Origin of the sequence: Nonomuraea sp. NPDC049486, assembly GCF_040676925.1 — a bacterium.
In the GTDB taxonomy this organism is placed as follows: Bacteria; Actinomycetota; Actinomycetes; order Streptosporangiales; family Streptosporangiaceae; genus Nonomuraea; species Nonomuraea ferruginea.
Genome location: NZ_JBFAPV010000012.1, coordinates 13,116 through 30,897, shown reverse-complemented (window position 1 = coordinate 30,897; position 17,782 = coordinate 13,116). Strand labels below are relative to the sequence as shown.

General features: G+C 72.1%; 18 protein-coding genes and 1 pseudogene. 11 read left to right on the top strand and 8 right to left on the bottom strand.

Going from position 1 to position 17,782, the window contains the following annotated elements:
* The first annotated feature begins 16 nt into the window (after window positions 1-16).
* Both AB0K05_RS30755 and AB0K05_RS30750 read left to right on the top strand, forming a co-directional pair.
* Window positions 17-1,852 carry a PAS domain S-box protein gene (locus AB0K05_RS30755; RefSeq protein ID WP_271276289.1) on the top strand — a complete coding sequence of 612 codons (1,836 nt, stop codon included), beginning with the start codon at window positions 17-19 and terminating at the stop codon, window positions 1,850-1,852.
* A 142-nt stretch (window positions 1,853-1,994) separates the two neighbouring features.
* Window positions 1,995-2,426 (top strand): ATP-binding protein, encoded by a 432-nt coding sequence (locus tag AB0K05_RS30750; protein ID WP_261809001.1) that lies wholly within the window; start codon window positions 1,995-1,997, stop codon window positions 2,424-2,426.
* On the opposite strand, the gene yidC is transcribed toward AB0K05_RS30750, so the two are convergent.
* Genes yidC through AB0K05_RS30735 form a run of 3 tightly spaced genes read right to left on the bottom strand, consistent with a single transcriptional unit; the run spans window position 2,410 to window position 3,496 of the window.
* Complete coding sequence (gene yidC, locus AB0K05_RS30745) at window positions 2,410-3,057, bottom strand: membrane protein insertase YidC (protein ID WP_271276259.1); 648 nt, start codon at window positions 3,055-3,057, stop codon at window positions 2,410-2,412. The two genes, AB0K05_RS30750 and yidC, sit on opposite strands and share 17 nt — an antisense overlap.
* A gap of 47 nt (window positions 3,058-3,104) precedes the next feature.
* Window positions 3,105-3,326 carry a DUF6412 domain-containing protein gene (locus AB0K05_RS30740; protein ID WP_148036065.1) on the bottom strand — a complete coding sequence of 74 codons (222 nt, stop codon included), beginning with the start codon at window positions 3,324-3,326 and terminating at the stop codon, window positions 3,105-3,107.
* Entirely contained in the window at window positions 3,323-3,496 is a 174-nt protein-coding gene (locus AB0K05_RS30735; RefSeq protein ID WP_187281667.1) for a hypothetical protein, read from the bottom strand. The genes AB0K05_RS30740 and AB0K05_RS30735 overlap by 4 nt, the downstream gene beginning before the upstream one ends.
* 94 nt (window positions 3,497-3,590) lie before the next feature.
* Here AB0K05_RS30735 and AB0K05_RS30730 point away from each other — a divergent pair, with 94 nt between their 5' ends.
* Both AB0K05_RS30730 and AB0K05_RS30725 read left to right on the top strand, forming a co-directional pair.
* Window positions 3,591-4,289 (top strand): response regulator transcription factor, encoded by a 699-nt coding sequence (locus AB0K05_RS30730; protein WP_148036066.1) that lies wholly within the window; start codon window positions 3,591-3,593, stop codon window positions 4,287-4,289.
* Window positions 4,286-5,368, top strand: a complete 1,083-nt coding sequence (locus AB0K05_RS30725) for a HAMP domain-containing sensor histidine kinase (RefSeq protein WP_271276260.1) — start codon at window positions 4,286-4,288, stop codon at window positions 5,366-5,368. The genes AB0K05_RS30730 and AB0K05_RS30725 overlap by 4 nt, the downstream gene beginning before the upstream one ends.
* A 9-nt stretch (window positions 5,369-5,377) precedes the next feature.
* Here AB0K05_RS30725 and AB0K05_RS30720 read toward each other — a convergent pair whose 3' ends face one another.
* Window positions 5,378-5,779 carry a hypothetical protein gene (locus AB0K05_RS30720; protein WP_148036067.1) on the bottom strand — a complete coding sequence of 134 codons (402 nt, stop codon included), beginning with the start codon at window positions 5,777-5,779 and terminating at the stop codon, window positions 5,378-5,380.
* Window positions 5,780-6,012: 233 nt separating this feature from the next.
* Here AB0K05_RS30720 and AB0K05_RS30715 point away from each other — a divergent pair, with 233 nt between their 5' ends.
* The 3 genes and pseudogenes from AB0K05_RS30715 to mptB all read left to right on the top strand — a co-directional run.
* On the top strand, window positions 6,013-6,360 hold the full coding sequence (locus tag AB0K05_RS30715) for an STAS domain-containing protein (RefSeq protein ID WP_148036068.1): 348 nt from the start codon (window positions 6,013-6,015) through the stop codon (window positions 6,358-6,360).
* On the top strand, window positions 6,357-7,082 hold the full coding sequence (locus AB0K05_RS30710) for a glycosyltransferase (RefSeq protein ID WP_148036069.1): 726 nt from the start codon (window positions 6,357-6,359) through the stop codon (window positions 7,080-7,082). Before AB0K05_RS30715 ends, AB0K05_RS30710 begins: the two co-directional genes overlap by 4 nt.
* Before the next feature lie 111 nt (window positions 7,083-7,193).
* Window positions 7,194-8,258: pseudogene (gene mptB, locus AB0K05_RS30705) on the top strand (polyprenol phosphomannose-dependent alpha 1,6 mannosyltransferase MptB); the annotation flags it as partial.
* 286 nt (window positions 8,259-8,544) lie between these two features.
* On the opposite strand, the gene AB0K05_RS30700 reads toward mptB, so the two are convergent.
* Window positions 8,545-10,977, bottom strand: coding sequence for a hypothetical protein (locus AB0K05_RS30700; RefSeq protein WP_271276261.1), 2,433 nt, complete (start codon window positions 10,975-10,977; stop codon window positions 8,545-8,547).
* A 61-nt stretch (window positions 10,978-11,038) separates the two neighbouring features.
* Between AB0K05_RS30700 and AB0K05_RS30695 the strand changes: the two genes are divergently transcribed.
* The 3 genes from AB0K05_RS30695 to serS are packed head-to-tail and all read left to right on the top strand — an operon-like array spanning window position 11,039 to window position 14,498.
* Entirely contained in the window at window positions 11,039-12,268 is a 1,230-nt protein-coding gene (locus tag AB0K05_RS30695) for a glycosyltransferase 87 family protein (RefSeq protein ID WP_308249208.1), read from the top strand.
* Window positions 12,268-13,191 carry a prephenate dehydratase gene (gene pheA / locus AB0K05_RS30690; protein ID WP_271276290.1) on the top strand — a complete coding sequence of 308 codons (924 nt, stop codon included), beginning with the start codon at window positions 12,268-12,270 and terminating at the stop codon, window positions 13,189-13,191. The genes AB0K05_RS30695 and pheA overlap by 1 nt, the downstream gene beginning before the upstream one ends.
* Before the next feature lie 44 nt (window positions 13,192-13,235).
* Complete coding sequence (gene serS, locus AB0K05_RS30685; protein WP_148036070.1) at window positions 13,236-14,498, top strand: serine--tRNA ligase; 1,263 nt, start codon at window positions 13,236-13,238, stop codon at window positions 14,496-14,498.
* Here serS and AB0K05_RS30680 read toward each other — a convergent pair.
* Window positions 14,462-15,856 carry a hypothetical protein gene (locus AB0K05_RS30680; protein ID WP_364233759.1) on the bottom strand — a complete coding sequence of 465 codons (1,395 nt, stop codon included), beginning with the start codon at window positions 15,854-15,856 and terminating at the stop codon, window positions 14,462-14,464. The genes serS and AB0K05_RS30680 overlap by 37 nt on opposite strands.
* A 188-nt stretch (window positions 15,857-16,044) precedes the next feature.
* Window positions 16,045-16,248: a cold-shock protein gene (locus AB0K05_RS30675; RefSeq protein WP_101787411.1), complete on the bottom strand. Its 204-nt coding sequence runs from the start codon at window positions 16,246-16,248 to the stop codon at window positions 16,045-16,047.
* Window positions 16,249-16,469: 221 nt separating this feature from the next.
* Here AB0K05_RS30675 and AB0K05_RS30670 point away from each other — a divergent pair, with 221 nt between their 5' ends.
* The gene (locus AB0K05_RS30670) at window positions 16,470-17,276 is read left to right on the top strand and encodes an HAD family hydrolase (RefSeq protein WP_271276264.1); all 807 of its coding nucleotides are present in this window, start codon (window positions 16,470-16,472) and stop codon (window positions 17,274-17,276) included.
* On the opposite strand, the gene AB0K05_RS30665 is transcribed toward AB0K05_RS30670, so the two are convergent.
* Window positions 17,267-17,779, bottom strand: coding sequence for a bacterial proteasome activator family protein (locus AB0K05_RS30665; RefSeq protein ID WP_271276265.1), 513 nt, complete (start codon window positions 17,777-17,779; stop codon window positions 17,267-17,269). The two genes, AB0K05_RS30670 and AB0K05_RS30665, sit on opposite strands and share 10 nt — an antisense overlap.
* Window positions 17,780-17,782: the final 3 nt, after the last annotated feature.

The window sequence follows — 17,782 nt, the reverse complement described above, 5'->3', positions numbered from 1 at the left end:
TGCGAGTGACGACGAGATGGTCCGCGCGGTGCTCGACAGCTCGCCCAACGCCGTCGTCGCGATCGACCGGGACCAGACGGTCCTGGTCTGGAACGCGGCCGCCGAGGCGCTCTTCGGCTGGTCCGCGGCCGACGTGCTCGGGCGCAGGGCGCCGATCGTGCCGGAGGAGCTGGCGGCCGAGCACCACGCGGCCCTGGAGCGGGTCCGCACCGGCGGGCAGGTGTCGCTGCGCACCAAGCGGGCGCGCGCCGACGGCGGCGTGCTGGACGTGCGGGCCGACATCAGCGCGCTGCGCGTGGGCTGCGCGACGGCCGGATACGTCTGCGTCTACCACCTGGTGCAGGCCGACCACGCGGCCAAGAGCCGCCTGGCGCGCCGCGCCAGGCTGGTGCGCAGGCTCACCGACGTGGTCGGCGACATCAACGCCGAGCTGGAGCTGCCCGCCGTGCTCGACCGCATCTCGGCCAGCCTCACCGAGCTGACCGGGGCCGACGCGGGCGGGTTCGTGCTCATCGAGGGCGACCGGCTGCGCCTGGTCAGCACCTACCGGCTGCCGGACTCGCTGAAGGACGCCACCACCGACCTGGACACCAGCCTGGTCGGCACGCTCCTGCGCACCGGCAGGACCGTGCTGCTGGAGTCCGCCGGGCTGGACCGGCTGGTGTGGGCGCGGCTGAAGGGTCTGCACACGATCGCGCTCGGCCTCGCCGCCGTCGGGGGTCGCCCGTACGGCGCGCTCTACGCGCTGTTCGCCAAGCGCAAGCCCGGCCACCTGGAGCTGGAGCTGCTGGAGCTGCTGGCCGGGCACGCCGGGATCGCGGTCGGCAACGCGGTCGCCTACCAGGAGGCGGTGCGGCAGCGCGCGCACGAGCGGGCCGTGTTCGACGCCAGCGCCGACGGCATCGCGGTGCTCGACGGCGACGGCCGGGTGCTGCGGTGGAACCCGGCCGCGGCCGAGCTCACCGCCGTCAGCGCCGAGGAGGTCATCGGCGGCCCGCCGCCGTTCCCGCTGCCCGGACCCGGCGAGAAGGTCACCCACCAGCTGCCCAGCGGGCGCTGGCTGGACGTGGTGTGCGCGCGCATCGAGGAGACCGGCGAGCTGGTCGTCGACTTCCGCGACGTCACCGCCGCCAAGGAGCTGGAGGAGGCCAAGGACCTGTTCCTGGCGACCACCAGCCACGAGCTGCGCACCCCGATCACGGTCGTCCGCGGCTTCGCCGGCACGCTCGACGCCCGCTGGGACAAGCTGAGCGACGCCGAGCGCCGCTCCGCCGTGCACACGATCGCCGAGCGGGCCAAGTCGCTCGGCAGCCTCATGGACCACCTGCTGCTCGGCGCCAGAGCGGGGGCGGAGGAGCAGGTGGTCGGCGACGAGCCGTTCGACCTGGCCGAGCGGCTGCACGCGGCCACGCTCGGGCTGCCGGTGCTGTCCGACAGGCACCGCATCGAGGTCGGCATCGCCGTGGGCCTGCCGTGGGTGATGGGCGATCCGCTGGCCACCGACATCGTGCTCGGCCAGCTCCTGGAGAACGCCTTCAAGTACTCGCCGCAGGGCGGGCTGATCAGCGTCGGCGCCTGGCGCGAGAACGGCGGGGTGGTCGTGGTGGTCGACGACGAGGGCGTGGGGATCGCGCCGGCCGACCGGGAGCGGATCTTCGAACGGTTCGTCCAGGTGGAGACCGGCGACCGCCGGAGGTTCGGCGGCGTCGGGCTCGGCCTCTACATCGTGCGGAGCCTGGCCAGGGCGCAGGGCGGCGAGGTGAGCGCGCATCCGCGCCCCGGTGGTGGCACCCGGATGAAGCTCCAGCTCAGGTCCGCTTCTACTATCGGATCCGACACACCGGTGCGGTAACGAGGTGGTCACGGTTGCGCTGATCTATCGTCCGATGTGTACAAGCTGTGATCGAGATGCGGTTTCTGGGATCGAGTAACGGGGCATTTCGGTCGTACCGGGGGTGCTTCCGCGGGGGGCACTGGGAGACGGGGAGGTGGGTGTGTCAAGCGTGGTGCTACTGCCGTACGCGCCGTCCAGCGTCGCCGTCGCCCGCCAGCGTCTCAGCAACGATCTTCAGGACTGCGGGGTCTTCGATCCCGCGATCGACGATGCCGTACTCGTGGTGAGCGAGCTGCTCAGCAACGCGCTACGGCACGCCCACCCGTTGCCTTCGGGGATGGTGAGGGTGTCCTGGCTGCGTAACGATGGTCACATCGAGGTGGCGGTCAGCGACGGGGGAGCGGCGACCGAGCCGAGGGCGGGCCGGCCGGCCCTGTCCTCGCTGGGCGGCCGCGGGCTGGGGATCGTCGAGTATGTGGCGGAGAGCTGGGGCGTGCGGCATGACGGCGACACGACAACGGTGTGGGCGATCCTGCCCGCACCTCAGAAGCAGATGAACGGGCAGGTTCACGCGCTCAAAGAGGCCGGGTAGCGAGCACGGCGCGCTCTCCCACGGTCCACGCCGTGGAAACCAGCAGATAGAGCCCGGCGGCCAGGGGGAGCACCGCCGCGGCCAGCACCGAGCCGAACGGCAGCAACGGTGTCACCCTTCGGATGAGCTCCGGCTGGTCGTCGGTGAGCGCCGACTTCACCGTACGGGAAGACAGCCATGCCACCACGGCCATCAGCACGAGCACCAAAGCGAAGACCGAAAATGGGCCGCTGAACAGACCGTAATGTGCGAGCACGGCCGCGACCTGCTGACCGAGCGGAGCCCCGAACAGGTCGTGGCCCGCCAGCGCGGTCGGGTGGGTCGCCACCCGGAACATCAGCCACATGAACGGCAACTGGGCCAGCCCCGGCAGGATCCCCGCGAACGGCGAGCTGCCCTCCTTGGCGAACAGCGCGGACGTCTCCTTCGCCAGCCGCTGCGGGTCGCGCCCGAACCTCTTGCGCAGCTCGCGCAGCATGGGCGCGAGGCGTTCCCTGACGCGGGCGCTGCGTGCCTGGCGGATGCCCAGCGGCAGCAGCAGGAGCCGCACGGCCAGGGTGAACAGCACGATGCCGAGGGCGGCGTGGCCCCCGGAGACGCCGATGACGAACGAGACAAGCGAATCGATCATGAGCCCTTCTCCCATGGAGACTTCCAGGGCTCGGGTCCGAGCCCCGCCTAACAGGAAGCGGGGCGCGGTGAAGGAGCTCGCGGTCTCGGTCTCCCGGCCGCGTCGGGATCGCGCTGGCGCTGGAAGGCCGTGCGCCGCGCGTACACCAGGGGGAACCCGGACGGCTCACCGCCGCAGGCCGGCAGCAGCCTGGCCGCCCACGAGACCAGCAGCAGGACCGCCACCATGGTGACGGCGATGAGCCACGGATCGAACAGGAAGGCCGTCACTGCGGCGAGGACGACTTACCGACCAGCGTGACGACGACGAAGACCAGCAGAGCGATCACTCCGATGATCAGCGCGATCTTCAGCAGCCCCAGAACCATGGGGATGATGAAGGTGAACAGCACGAAGAGCGCCAGCGCGGCACCCGCCACGAGCATGATGACTCGACCCATGACGCCACCGTACGTCGTGCCGGTGCCGCGTGCGAGGCTTACGAAGCGATGACGTGATCGCCTCGCCCGTGCCGCAGCGCCGTACCGTGATGGCGTGAACACCCGCATCCTGGTGGTCGACGACGACCCGAACGTGTCCGAGGTGGTCGCACGCTATCTGGAGCGCGACGGGCACGAGGTCGAGTGCGTGGGCGACGGCGCGGAGGCGCTGCGCCGCGCGCTGGCCAGGCCGCCCGACCTGATGGTGCTCGACCTGATGCTGCCCCAGCTCGACGGGCTGCAGGTGTGCAGGAAGCTCAGGGAGCGCTGGCCGGTGCCGGTGATCATGCTGACCGCGCTGGGGGAGGAGATCGACCGGGTGGTCGGCCTGGAGACGGGCGCCGACGACTACGTGGTCAAGCCGTTCAGCCCGCGCGAGCTGGCCCTGCGCGTGCGGTCGGTGCTGCGCCGCGCCCGCGGCGCGGCCGTCACCGGCGGCACCGGCGTGCTCCGCGACGCCGACCTGACGGTGGACGTGGGCGCCCACGAGGTACGGCTGGGAGGAGCGGAGATCATGCTGACCGCCCGCGAGTTCGACCTGCTGGCCTACCTGATGCGCAACCCCAGGCAGGCGTTCAGCCGGGCGGCGCTGCTCGACCAGGTGTGGGGATGGTCGTTCGGCGACTCCTCCACGGTGACCGTGCACGTCAGACGGCTGCGGGAGAAGATCGAGCCAGATCCGACCGATCCGCGCAGGATCGTCACGGTCTGGGGGGTCGGCTACCGGTACGAACCGCTGGAGGGCCCCGCGTGAGCCTCGGCATGATCGTCGTGGTCACCGCAGGCCTGGGCCTGCTGGTGGCGGCGGCGGGCCTGGCCGTCATGTGGTGGCTGCGCACCCGCTCCATCGGCGTGATGATGGCGATCGTGGTGGTCGTCGCGGTGGCCGCCACCCTGGCCGGCGTGGTGGCGATCACCATGCGGATGATCATCGAGGGCCCCGCCAGGGACGTCGTGCTCAGCGTGATCGCCGTCGGCGGCCTCGTCGGGCTCGGTGTGGCGTTCGTGGTGGCCAGGCGGGTCGTGGCGGAGAGCAGGCGGCTGGTGGCCGCGGTCGGCGAGCCGCCGTTCACCGCGCCGCGAGGGCTGCCCGCCGAGCTCCAGGCCATCGCCGACGCGCTGCAGGAGGCGTACGCGCGCGAACGCGCACTCGAAGGCGCCCGGCGCGAGCTCGTCGCCTGGGTCAGCCACGACCTGCGCACCCCGCTGGCCGGGATGCGCGCCATGGCCGAGGCGCTGGAGGACGGCGTCGTGGCCGACCCCGAGACGGTCGGCCGCTACCACCGCCAGATCAAGCTGGAGGTGGAGCGGCTGTCGGCGATGGTGGACGACCTGTTCGAGCTGTCGAGGATCCACGCCGGGGCGCTGCGGTTGTCGCGGGCCAGGATCGGGCTCGCCGATCTGGTCGCCGACACGCTGGCCGGGGCCGAGCCGCTGGCCAGGGCCAAGGGCGTGGTGCTCACCGCTGAGGCGGCGGCGTCGGTGCCGGTCGAGGCCGACGCGGGCGCGCTCGGGCGGGCCCTGCGCAACCTCGTGGTCAACGCCGTCAAGCACACGCCCTCGGACCTGCCGGTGGTGATGCGGGCCGGGGTGGAGTCCGGGATGGCCTGCCTGTCGGTCAGCGACTGCTGCGGCGGCATCCCGGAGGAGGAGCTGTCGCGGGTGTTCGAGGTGGCCTTCCGCGGCGAGGCGGCCCGGACCCCGACGGCGGACGGCGGGGCCGGGCTGGGGCTGGCGATCGCCCGGGGCATCGTGGAGGCGCACGACGGGGTGATCGGCGTGGTGAACGAGGGGCCGGGCTGCCGGTTCGAGATCCGCCTCCCTCTCGGATGACGGGGTGGATCAGGCGGTCTCCGGGAGGATGGACTCGCAGGTGGAGCCGAACGACTCCGACATTGCACGAAATGTCGGGCAGGGCCATCTCCACATGCAGCTCCGGCACCGCAGGATGGGGTGCGCGGCGTCGCTGGTGATGCCGCCCGCGTCACGCGGCTGGTGCAGGTCGAGCAGCCGCAACCCGAGCTCGGAGAACATCAGCAGCTCGTCGCGGGCCCCGGAGAGGAAGTCGAGGTCCTCCCCGGCCAGCTTGGTGCGTACGGGGACGTAACCCTCGTGGTTGACCAGCCCGCGCAGGCGGGCCGCCTCGTCGTGCCACGAGGTCGCCTTCTCGCTGCGGATGAGAATGGCTTCCAGCTGTTCGCGGATTCTCCGACGCTGAGGATCTTCCGGTTGGTCTGTGTTCATAGGTCATCGGGCCCGTGAGCTCGCCCAGCCTCCTCCTGTGAAGTGGTGACCGGATCCGGAGCTCAGGCCCGCCCCCTCTCCGGCCGCCATGGTGGCGCACCGTCAAGTTTCGCCTACTCTCCGTCTTCGTGGAGCCCAAATGGCCACTCTCGTCGCCACCCGGAATCCATGCCGTCATTCACGTATCGGCGTGACAACGTGACCCGGAGCCCTCACGCCGCTAGCCTGCCTCTGTGGAGCTCAAGGTCTCGACTCGATCACATGCTGGCCACGCACTTGTCGTGATTGCCGGTGAAATCGACCTCTATACGGCACCCCACCTGCAGTCGGAGTTCACCCGGCTGCTCCAGGAGGGGCCCGGCCGCGTGGTCATAGACATGTCCGCCGTGGATTTCTGCGACTCCACGGGGATGAACGTGCTGCTGTCGGCACTCAAGCGCATGAAGGAGCAGGGCGGCACTCTCGAAGTGGCCTCGCCGCGCCCCGCCGTGCAGAAGATCCTGCAGGTCACCGGGCTCGACTCGGTGTTCACCGTGCATGACGAGGTGCCGCAGGAGTTCCTTCTCTCCGAGAAGTCATGACGGCGGGCGACACCGCGGTCGTCATCCCGGCCAAGAACGAAGCCGATCGCATCGGCCTCACCGTCGCCTCGGCCCTCGGCCTGCCCGGCGTCGACCTCGTCGTCGTGGTCGACGACGGCTCGACCGACCAGACGGGCCGGGTCGCCCGCGCGGCGGGGGCCAAGGTCGTCCGCCACAGCCGCAACCGCGGCAAGGCGGCCGCCATGGAGACGGGCGCCGAGGCCGTGCGCCTTCTCGACGGCGACGCCCGCCATCTGCTCTTCCTGGACGCCGACCTGGCCGGCAGCGCCCAGGCCGCGGCCGCGTTAGCGGGGCCCGTGCGCGCCGGCGAGGCCGACATGACCATCGCCGCCTTCACCAACCGGGTCAAGCTCGCCGGCCACGGCATCGTCGTCCGGCTGTCGAGAGACGGCATCCGCCGCGCCACCGGCTTCGAGGCGACCCAGCCGCTCAACGGCCAGCGCTGCCTCACCAGGGAGGCGTTCGAGGCGGCCCGCCCGCTGGCCCACGGCTTCGGCGTGGAGACCGCCCTGACCATCGACCTGATCCGCAAGGGGTTCCGCGTGGTCGAGGTCGAGGTCGACATGGCGCACCGGGCGACCGGTTCCGACTGGCGCTCCCAGCTCCACCGGGCCAGGCAGCTCCGCGACGTCGCCCTGGCCCTGGCCACCCGCGAACCCCTCGTGGCCGACAACCTCGCGAAGCTCCGCCCCAGACGCTGACCCTTCACGGGGTTGTCCACAGGCTGGGGACGGGCGGAGGGAGCCCTGTGGCGGGTGTGCTGGAATTTGCGGGTGACTTCCGAGACGCGGGCCGGCTCCCCCCACCGGCTCATGTGGCCGGCTCTGGCCTGCATCGCCGCCTCGATCCTGCTGACGGCCCTCATCGGCGTGCTCGGCCCGTCCGCCATGGTCCCGGCCCTGTCGGGGCCCGGCTGGCAACCGCCCTACTCGCTGGCCGCCGGTCCTCACCCCTATCTGGTGATCTCCCTGGCCGTGGCCGCCCTGGTGCTCGGCGGGCTCGGTCTCCTCGGCGCCCTGGCCGTGCCGCCCGCGTCCTTCCCCGCACGCCTGCCGCGCACGCTCGTGCTGCTCGGCTGCCTGGCCGCCGTGCTGCTCGCGTTCCTGCCCCCGTCGGGCTCCGGCGACCATCTCAACTACGCCGGCTACGGCCGCCTCGCCTCGCTCGGCATCGACCCCTACACCCACGGCGCCGACGACCTTCCCGGTGATCCCGTCACCGACGCCGTCGAGGCGCCGTGGCGCGAGGAGCCCTCGGTCTACGGCCCGGTGGCCACGGCCACACACGCCGCCGCGAGCTGGCTGGCCGGCGACTCCGTCCGCCTGACGATCTTCCTGCTGGCCCTGGTCAACGTCGCGGCGTTCATCGTCACCGGCCTCCTGATCGACCGCTTCGCCCGTGGCGAGCCCGCCGCGCGGCTGCGGGGCGCGCTGCTGTGGACGGCCAACCCGCTGCTGCTCTACCAGCTCGTCGCCGGCATGCACGTGGACACCCTGGCGGTCGCCTGCATGGTCGCCGCCCTCCTGGCCCGGTCGCGGCCTGTCATCGGAGGCGCCCTGCTCGGGCTCGGGGTCGCCATCAAGCTCAACGCCGGCCTGGTCGCTCTCGGCCCCGCCTGGGAGCTGCGCAGAAACCCCCGCCGCCTGGCGCTGACGGCAGGGGTCGCCCTGGCGGTGGTGGCCGCCGGTTACGCCGCCGCCGGCCTCGACGCCCTGGCCCCGGTGGCCCGCACCAGCAAGTCCATCTCCAACGCCTCGTTCTGGAAGCTCGTCCAGGGCTGGCTCCAGTCGGTCGTCGGCATGGGCCACGCCTACCGCAGCGAGATCCAGGTGGGCTCCCTGCTCCTGCTCGCCCTCATCGCCTGGGCCCTCTTCCGCGCGATCCCCCGCTCCCTTCTCACGGCCTCCCCGGCTCCTGGGCGCGGGTGGTTCGCCGTCAAGGGCGAAGGCGGCCAGGCGGCCGTGGCCGTGGCGGCGGTGATGGTGGTCGCCTACCTGTTCGCCTCGCCGTACGTGCTGCCCTGGTACGACGGGCTCGCCTTCGGGGTGCTGGCGCTGGCCGCGGCGTCCGCCCTGGACCGGTTCATGGTGGCCCACCTGCTGGTGCTGTCGCTGGCCTACCTGCCCGCGCGGGTCGCCGGGCAGCCGCCCGAGCTCGGGTGGCTCACGACCGTCGTGCGGAGTCAGGTCGTTCCGTGGCTGCTGCTGGCGCTGACGGCGGCCCTGCTGTGGTGGGCGTGGCGAGCTGCAGAGCGCGTACGCACGACGCCAGCGTCAGGGGCACCGCCACCGTGAGCGCCATGGCGGGGATGGCGATGCCCGAGTCGTTCATCAGGAAGCCGATGAAGGCGCAGGTCAGCGCGCCGATCAGGCCGGCGCGGAGTGCGGGCGCGTGCGCGTACGCCTGCCCGAGCGCCGACGCCCCCCAGCGTGACGGCCGCGCCAGCACCAGAAACAAGAACGCCAGCGCGACCAGCGAGAGCAGGGTGAGCGACCAGTTCCCCACGGTCACCCCGACCATCGCGCCGAACTTCCGGCCCACGACGGTCCACGCCTGGCCGTCGATGACCTGCTGCACGAACGTGCCGAGGTGCGTGCGCTGCCCGGCCGGGCGCGCCCAGTCGGCGACCGAGATGGCGCCGATGAGCACGGCCCCCACCAGGCCGACGACCAGGAGCTTCACGAACGACACCCGACCGCCGGAGAGGAGGATGAGGAAGACCGACAGGCCCGCGACGAACGCCGGCACGCCGCCGAAGTCCGCCCCCCACGCGGGCGACCCGTCCGCGAACACCGCCAGTCCGCCGTACAGCACGCAGACCGTCATCACCGCCGCCCGGGGCGCGCCCTTGCCGCGCAGCCACTGGGCGATGCCCGCGAGGCCGAGGACGGTGCCGGTGGCGTAGATGGCGAAGGCGATGTTGCTGAAGCCGTAGAACCGTCCGCCGGTCACGGGCTCGTACCCGGAGACGGCGTTGACCTGGAGGTGGGAGCCGGTCATGACGTCCGCCAGCATCGCCACGGAGGTCACCAGCGCGACCACGGTGAGCGGGCCGAGCACGTGCGCGCGCCACGGACCGGCGAAGGCCACGCCGGTGATCAGCCCGGCCATGGCGACGATCGTGACGATGAGCGCGGCCATCGGCGCGGGCAGGCTCCACCACGGCACGAGCTGCGCCAGGAACGTGGCGACGGCGATGCCGCCGCTCATCACGGAGACGACCTGCACGGTGACCAGCAACCGCGACGCCCCGGCCACGTCGATCCCCCCGGCTCCACCGGCCTCAGAGGAGGTGGGGCCGGTGGAGGTTCCGGGAGACACAGCGGTGTCGCCGGCTCCGGCGGGACGCGCGTCCGGCGGGGCGGCCGATCTGCGGCGGCGCAGCGCCAGGGCCGCGAAGGCGTAGAAGAGGAGCTGGACCGCGACGAAGACGGCGAAGAAGGGGCCGCGGACCTCGCGCAGCACCTGGCTGGCCAGGTCGGCGTCCGCCAGCTCGGCGACCGTCTCCTGCGTGGCGGGGCCCGTCGCGCCGCCCGGCTGCCAGGGGCGGCCCACGACCTGCCGCGGGGGTTCGAGGCCGGTCAGGTGGATGGCGGTGGCCGTCAGGTCCTGGATCGCGACCAGCGCGTCCTGCCTGGTCGAGGTGGCGGTGAGGTGTCCGGCGGGGTAGCGCCCGCCGGTGGCCATGGCCACGTGGAGGTGGGCCCCGGGAGAGACGTCGGAGATCCCGGCGACCAGGACGGTGGTGTCCTTCGGGAGGACGGCCAGGAACTCGCCGACGCGCCGGTCGGCCGCCGCCGCCGCTTCCTGCCGGACGTCCTGCGGCATGCCGGTGGGGACTCCGTACTCGTCCCGAGGCTGGGCGGCCCAGGCGGTGGCGAGGTCCGGGACGTCCATGACGATCAGCGCGTACGAGGAGAGGTCGCCGAGCCGGGCCGGGGCGTCGGCGTACGTCTCGACGCGGCCGGTCTCGTCGGCGGCGGCCAGGGCTGCGCCGGGGCCGACGGCGGCGACCTTCCCGCCGCCGTCGATGACCGTCTGGGCGAGGGTGCCGAGCCGGGCGTCGTAGCCGGTGCCGGCCTGGTGAGCCACCAGCTCCGCCCAGCCGGGCACGGTGACGGGGTGTCCGGGGGCCCCGGGATCGCCGGTGGGCGCCGGGGCCGGGGTCCCGGTCGGCCGCGGGGTCGGGCCTTGCGAGGTGTCGGTGGGAGCAGGGCTTTCCGGAGTGGCGGTTCCGGGGTCCTCGGGGGAGCCCTGGTCGTCGGCGCGTTGCGGCGCCGGGGTCTCAGGGCAGCCTTCGCCAGGGGTGCCGGCGCGCTGGCCCGCCGAGACCGTCAGCCAGCCGGCGACGGCGCAGGTGATGCCCCGGCCGGGGGGCGGGACGGCGCGGGTGGACAGGGAGGCAGTGCCGCCCTGCCCAGCGAGCTTCCACAGGTTGGGCGTACGCGTCTGGTCGATGTCGCTCCACTCGAGCCCCGGCACGCCGACGACCGCCACCCGTCCCTGGACGGCGGCGGAGGCCGGGACGGCGACCCCCATGACCGTGAGCAGCCCGACGACCACCAGCCGCAACAGGGAGCGGAACCTGTGCGGCATCGTGCTGAACCCCCTGAGTCGGCGCGCCCTTCGGTCAACCGCCACGGTAGCCTGCCACAGCGTGACGGGTGTCGAGACGCCGATGCGGCGGCGATGGTGGGCGTGGGCCCTGGCGGCGGTGGTCGTCGCCGCCGGGGTGTGGCCGCTGGTCGAGCACTGGCTGACCAACCCCGGCGACCAGCGTCTCGTCGATCTCGACGTCTACCGTACCGGCGGTCAGATGGTGCTCGACGGACGTCCGGTCTACGGGTTCTTCACGCCGGCGCCGCAGCTGCTGCCGTTCACCTACCCGCCGGTCGCGGCGCTGTTCGCGAGCGGGCTGGCGGCGATGTCGTGGGTGACCGCCCAGTGGGTGTGGACGGCGGGGATCTTCGCGGCGCTGGGTGTGGCGGTGGGGTTCGCGTTCAGGGAGTCGCTGGGGCGGCACGCGCCGTGGGTGTTCGCGTTCCTGATGGTGGCGTGCACGTTCCTGATGCCGATCCGCGACCAGGTGCGGTTCGGGCAGGTGGACATCCTGCTGGTGGCGCTCTGCCTGGCCGACTGCGTGGCGCGGCGGCCGTGGTGGCCGCGCGGGTTCCTGATCGGGTTGGCCACGGCGGTCAAGCTGACGCCCGGGGTGTTCCTCATCTACCTGCTGGTGACGCGGCAGTGGCGGACGCTGTTCATGGCCTCGCTGGTGACGGCGCTGCTGACGCTGCTGCCGTTCGCGGTGATCCCGCAGGACGCGGTGGACTTCTGGTTCGGCGCGCTGCTGGACTCCGAGCGGCTGGGCGCCAACGCCGCCACCACCAACCAGTCGATGCGCGGCATGCTCATCCGCCTCTACCTGCCCGACCTGCTGACGACCGCGATCTGGCTGGCGGCGGTCGCGGCGGTCGGCTGGTACGGGTTCCGCGGCGCGCGCGACGCGTACCGGCGCGGCGACACGCTGACGGCGGTGGCGCTGGTGGGGCTGATGGCGGTGCTGCTGTCGCCGGTGGCCTGGATCCACCATCTGGCCTGGGTGGTCGTGGTGCTGGGGGCCATCGCGGGCGACGGGCGCGACCCGGTGCGGCTGCGGGTGGCCGCCGGGGTGTGGCTGTACTACGTGGTGCCGGTTCCCTGGTGGGGCGTGGCGATCAAGGCGGCGGAGATCCCGGTGGTCAGCCCGGTGCTCGGCAAGATCGTGCAGAACGGCTTCGGCCTGGGCGCGATCTTCCTCGTCTGGCTGCTGGCGCACTGGCTGCCGGGGCGACGTGCCGAGGAGTCCCGAATGCCCCACCTAGCACGTCAACCTGCGGATACCCTGTAATCATGTCCAGAACCGCGTACCTCGGCCCTGAGGGCACCTTCACCGAAGAGGCCCTGACGCTCCTGGAGCCCGAAGCCGAGCGGCTGCCCTGCGCGACGGTCACCGCCGCGCTCAACGCCGTGCGCGCCGGCGAGGCCGACGCCGCGGTGGTCCCGCTGGAAAACTCGCTCGAGGGCGGCATCACGACGACGCTGGACGAGTTCGCCTGGGGCGAGCCGCTGCTGATCACCGCCGAGCTGCTGCTCCCGGTGCGGTTCTCGCTGCTGGCCCGGCCCGACACCGAGATCGTGCACGTCAAGCGGGTCTACACCCACCCGGCCGCGATCACGCAGTGCCGCGGTTTCCTCAACCGCGAGCTGGCCGACGCGGTCGTGGTGTCCGCCCCGTCGACGGCGGCGGCGGCGCAGGAGGTGTCGCTGCCCGGCTCGCCGTACGACGCCGCGATCGCCGCCCGCATCGCGGGCGAGCACTACGGCCTGGTCGAGCTGCGGGGCGACATCGGCGACCGGTCCGACACCGTGACGAGGTTCGTACGGGTGAGCAGGCCGGGCCCGCTGCCCGAGCCGACCGGCAGCGACCGCACCACCCTGGTCGTGTTCCTGGCAGACGACCACCCGGGCGCGCTGCTGGAGATGCTGACCGAGTTCTCGGTGCGCGGCGTCAACCTGAGCCGCATCGAGTCGCGGCCCACCGGCCAGGGCATCGGCCGCTACTTCTTCCACTTCGACTTCGAGGGCCACGTGGCCGACGCGCGGGTGGGCGAGGCCGTCGCGGGCCTCCACCGCATCTGCGGCGAGGTGCGCTTCCTGGGCAGCTATCCGCGCGCCGACGGGGTGGCTCCGCAGATCAAGCGCGGCACGGGCGACCCCGAGTTCGCCGGGGCGAAGGAGTGGCTCGCCAGGATCCGCGCCGGTCAGGTCTGATAATCGGGGAGCGGGTGCTCACCGCGCGCCGGTAGCCTTTCCTTGTGATCGACCTGCGTACCCTTCGTGAGGACCCCGACCGGCTGCGGGCGTCGCAGCGTGCCCGCGGCGAGGACGACTCGGTCGTCGACTCGCTGCTCGACCTGGACGAGCGCCGCCGCTCCGCGCTGACCTCGTTCGAGTCCTCGCGCGCCGAGCAGAAGAGCCTCGGCAAGCAGGTCTCCAGGGCGCAGGGCGAGGAGAAGGCCGCGCTGCTCCAGCGGGCCAAGGACCTCGCCGCCCAGGTGCGGTCCGCCGAGGCGGAGGCGGAGAAGCTCGCCGCCGAGCTCGACGGGCTGCTCCAGACGGTGCCCAACATCGTCGAGGCCGACGCGCCCGCCGGCGGCGAGGACGACTACGTCGTGCTCGAGTCCCACGGCGAGCCGCGCACGTTCGACTTCGAGCCGAAGGACCACCTGGAGCTGGGCGAGCGGCTCGACGCGATCGACATGGAGCGCGGCGCCAAGGTGTCCGGCTCGCGGTTCTTCTTCCTCAAGGGCCAGGGCGCCCGGTTGCAGCTCGGCCTGCTCAACATGGCCATGCAGCAGGCGATCGAGACCGGCTTCGTGCCCATGATCACCCCGGTCCTGGTCAAGCCGGAGACCATGCAGGGCACCGGATTCCACGTGGCGCACGACAAGGAGATCTACCGCCTGCCCGAGGACGACCTCTACCTGGTCGGCACCTCCGAGGTGTCGCTGGCCGGCTACCACGCGCAGGAGATCCTGCCCGCCGACCAGCTCCCGCTGCGCTACGCGGGCTGGTCGTCGTGCTTCCGCCGCGAGGCGGGCTCCTACGGCAAGGACACCCGGGGCATCATCAGGGTCCACCAGTTCGACAAGGTGGAGATGTTCTCCTTCGTCCGGCCCGAGGACGCGGCGGCCGAGCACCAGCGGCTGCTGGAGTACGAACGGCGGATGATGGCCAAGATCGAGGTGCCCTACCGCGTGATCGACACGGCGGCGGGCGACCTCGGCATGTCGGCGGCCCGCAAGTTCGACTGCGAGGCGTGGATCCCGACCCAGGGCCGCTACCGCGAGCTGACCTCGACCTCCAACTGCACCGAGTTCCAGGCCCGCCGGCTGGGCGTGCGCTTCCGCGACAAGGACGGCAGGCCGCAGTACGCCGCCACGCTCAACGGCACGCTGGCCACCACCCGGTGGATCGTCGCCATCCTGGAGAACCACCAGCAGGCCGACGGCTCCGTGGTGGTCCCCCAGGCGCTCCGCCCCTACGTGGGGCTCGACGTGCTGGAGCCGGTCAAGTAGCGGCGGGGGCGCAGCGCCAGCGCCCCGAGGAGACACACGAGCGGCGCGGCGACCACGGCGACGGCCAGCGCCGCGCCGTGGTCGATCCAGCCCGTGCTCCACGCCTTGAACGGTCCCGCCACGCAGAGCCCGACCGCCACGCCGAGCGCCAGCGCGTCCACCGCGCCCCGCGACCCGACGCCGCCGTCCGAAACCAGCGAGCAGGCCACGAAGACCACGCAGATCAGCAGGGCCGCGCCCAGCGCCGCGAGGAGCGGGGGCAGCGGGCTCCAGTCCGTCATGACGTTCTGGTGCGGGCCGAACACTCGCTCGTACGGCAACGGCGCGATCAGCAGCGCACCGAGACCGCCCAGCACGACGACGAGCCAGGGGCGGGCGCGGCGCGCCCGCACCGACTGAACGGCCAGGCCGAGCAGGGTCGCCCAGGCGGCGGCCAGCCCGGCGACCAGCATCTCCGCGTCGTCGTCGGCGGGCCGGTCGAGCGGGATCGCGGCCGACTCCAGCAGACGGCCGTCGGCGCTGAAGCCGAACCGCCGCCACGTCCCGTCGACGCCGCGCACGGCGACGCCGTCCCGTCCGTTGGCGACGACCACGACGTGCCCGCCCGGGCGGTCCTGGACCACGAGCGTCCTGGAGACGATGGGATCCTCGTCGGGCCGCCCGCCCACCAGCTCGCGTTCGAGCATGGTGACCCGGCCTGGAGGGATCTCCCACTCGGGCTCCCAGGTGCGGCCGCCGTCGCCGGAGCGCAGCACCTTCACGTGATGCCGGACGAGCCGGTAGCAGTGCTCGCGCAGGCAGGCGGCGCGCTGGCCGGGCCGATACTCGCGCTCCGGTCCCGCGTAGGCGTCGGAGGCGACGTACGTCTCCCAGGTCGCGCCGCCGTCGTGCGACGCGTACCGGGAGTCGAGCACGAGGACGCCGTCCCTGAGGTCGACGACCTCGGCGGCGGGCATGCCGGGGTGGCCCGCGGTGGCGGTCACGGCGAGGACGGCCAGGGGGACGGCGGTGAGCACCCGCCACCGCGCGGCCACCGCCCGCCGACTGCGCTGCCGCACCCACCAGGCCAGGAGGAGCGCAGGAAGGGCCAGCAGGTCCCCAGGATCGGCCAGGACGCGCGAGGAGCCCGCCAGGGTGGTCCAGATCTGGGAGGCGGCCTCAGCGCCCGTCTCCGTCGTTTTCACGACCGTGAAGAGGGCGCCGGTCAGGATGGTCGCCGCGAGATCGGCGCGGCGCAGCAGGAGGAGCGCCACCAGGGGCGGTGCGACGACGAGTCCGGCGAGGTCACTCAGCTTGCCCGTGACGAACCCGGGCCAGGCGTGCTTGAGGATGTGATCGTTGAGTAACAGGACGATCACGGAGGTCACTGTTACGGGGTGACATAACCAGGCGTACCTCATATATCGCTAGATGTGCGGAAAGGTGCGGGGGTTCGCCTGGCCTGTGAATCGAGTCACACCCGTGACAACGGCCGGTCAAGGCCATAACAAACGCGAAAGGCCGGGGTCCGCTGGAAGCGAACCCCGGCCTGTCTCGCTGCTACAGGTCAGATGGAGCGGACCTGGGAGGCCTGCGGCCCCTTCTGGCCCTGCGTGATCTCGAACTCGACCCGCTGGCCGTCTTCAAGGCTGCGGTAGCCGTTGCCGACGATCTCGGAGAAGTGCACGAACACGTCCGGCGCGCCGCCGTCCGGGGCGATGAAGCCGAAGCCCTTCTCGGCGTTGAACCACTTGACGGTTCCCTGAGCCATAAAAGCTCTCCCTCAGGATGTGAATCTATGGGACCCACACCTCGTGGATCCCGGTGTGTCGTACAGCAAGCACCCGGGGTGGCTCAGACAATGTCATGCTGGTTTTCACTACGGGATAGCTAATACAACGCCTCCACATCTAACACCATTCTGGCGCGTTGGTGTTCCCGTCGAACGAAGATTTCTGGCTGGGCGCATCAGCGGGCAAACTGGAACGTGTTATGCACAACCTACGCGCACCCCGCCTGGTGGCCACCGACCTGGACGGCACCGCCCTCCGTACGGACGGAACCGTGTCTCCCCGCACCGCCGCCGCCTTCGCCAGAGTCGAGGACGCAGGGGCCATGCTGGTGTTCGTCACCGGCCGCCCGCCTCGGTGGATGCACCCCGTGGCGGGGGCGGTGAGGCACCGCGGCCTCGCCGTCTGCGCCAACGGGGCGCTGATCTACGACATGCACACCGAGCGGGTGGTGAAGTCTCACCTCATCGACCCGGAGGTGCTCGAAGAAGTCGTCTCTCAGCTTCGAGCGAACGTCCCCGATCTCTCGTTCTCGGTCGAGTACGAGGGAGGCCACGCGCACGAGTCGGACTTCCGCTTCGGCACCTGGGACGGCGCCACCACGGGCAGGGCGCGCCTGCGCGGCGAGTCGCTCACCTCGCGGGCCTGCGTCAAGCTGCTGGCCCTGCACCCCGAGCTGGGCCCTGACGAGCTGCACGCGACCGTGCACGAGCTGGTCGGGCACCTGGTGACCGCCACCCACTCCAGCGGCCGCGGGCTCATCGAGATGAGCGCGATCGGCGTCACCAAGGCCACGGCCCTGGCCACGCTCGCCGAGCGGCACGACATCGAGCAGTCGCAGGTCGTGGCGTTCGGCGACATGCCGAACGACCTGCCCATGCTGACGTGGGCAGGCACCTCCTACGCGGTCGCCAACGCGCACCCCGGCGTGCTGGCCGCGGTCGATCACGTGACCGCGGCCAACGACGAGGACGGCGTCGCGCTGGTGCTCGAGGAGCTCTACAGGTAGGGCCCCGAGCCGCCCGGCGGGCGCGGGTGCTCCTCGGGCCGTCCGCCGGGCAGCGCCCTGCGCATCTGCTCCAGCTGGGCGCGGGCCGCCATCTGCTGGGCGAACAGCGTCGTCTGGATGCCGTGGAACAGCCCTTCGAGCCAGCCCACCAGCTGGGCGTGCGCCACCCGCAGCTCGGCGTCGCTGGGCGCGGTGCCGGTGTCCTCGGTGAAGGGCAGCGACAGCCGCTCCAGCTCCTCCACCAGCTCGGGCGCCAGGCCGTCCTCCAGCTCCTTGATCGAAGACTGGTGGATGTCCTTCAGCCGCTTGCGGCTGGCCTCGTCGAGCGGAGCGGCCCGCACCTCTTCGAGGAGTTGCCGGATCATGCTGCCGATGCGCATGACCTTGGCCGGCTGCTCGACCAGGTTGGCCACCGAGCGCTCGTCTTCGCCGTTATCGTCATGACCCTGGAAGTCGGGGCCCACCACCACGATGTGAGGCGAGTTGTTGTCCTCAGCATTCATAAG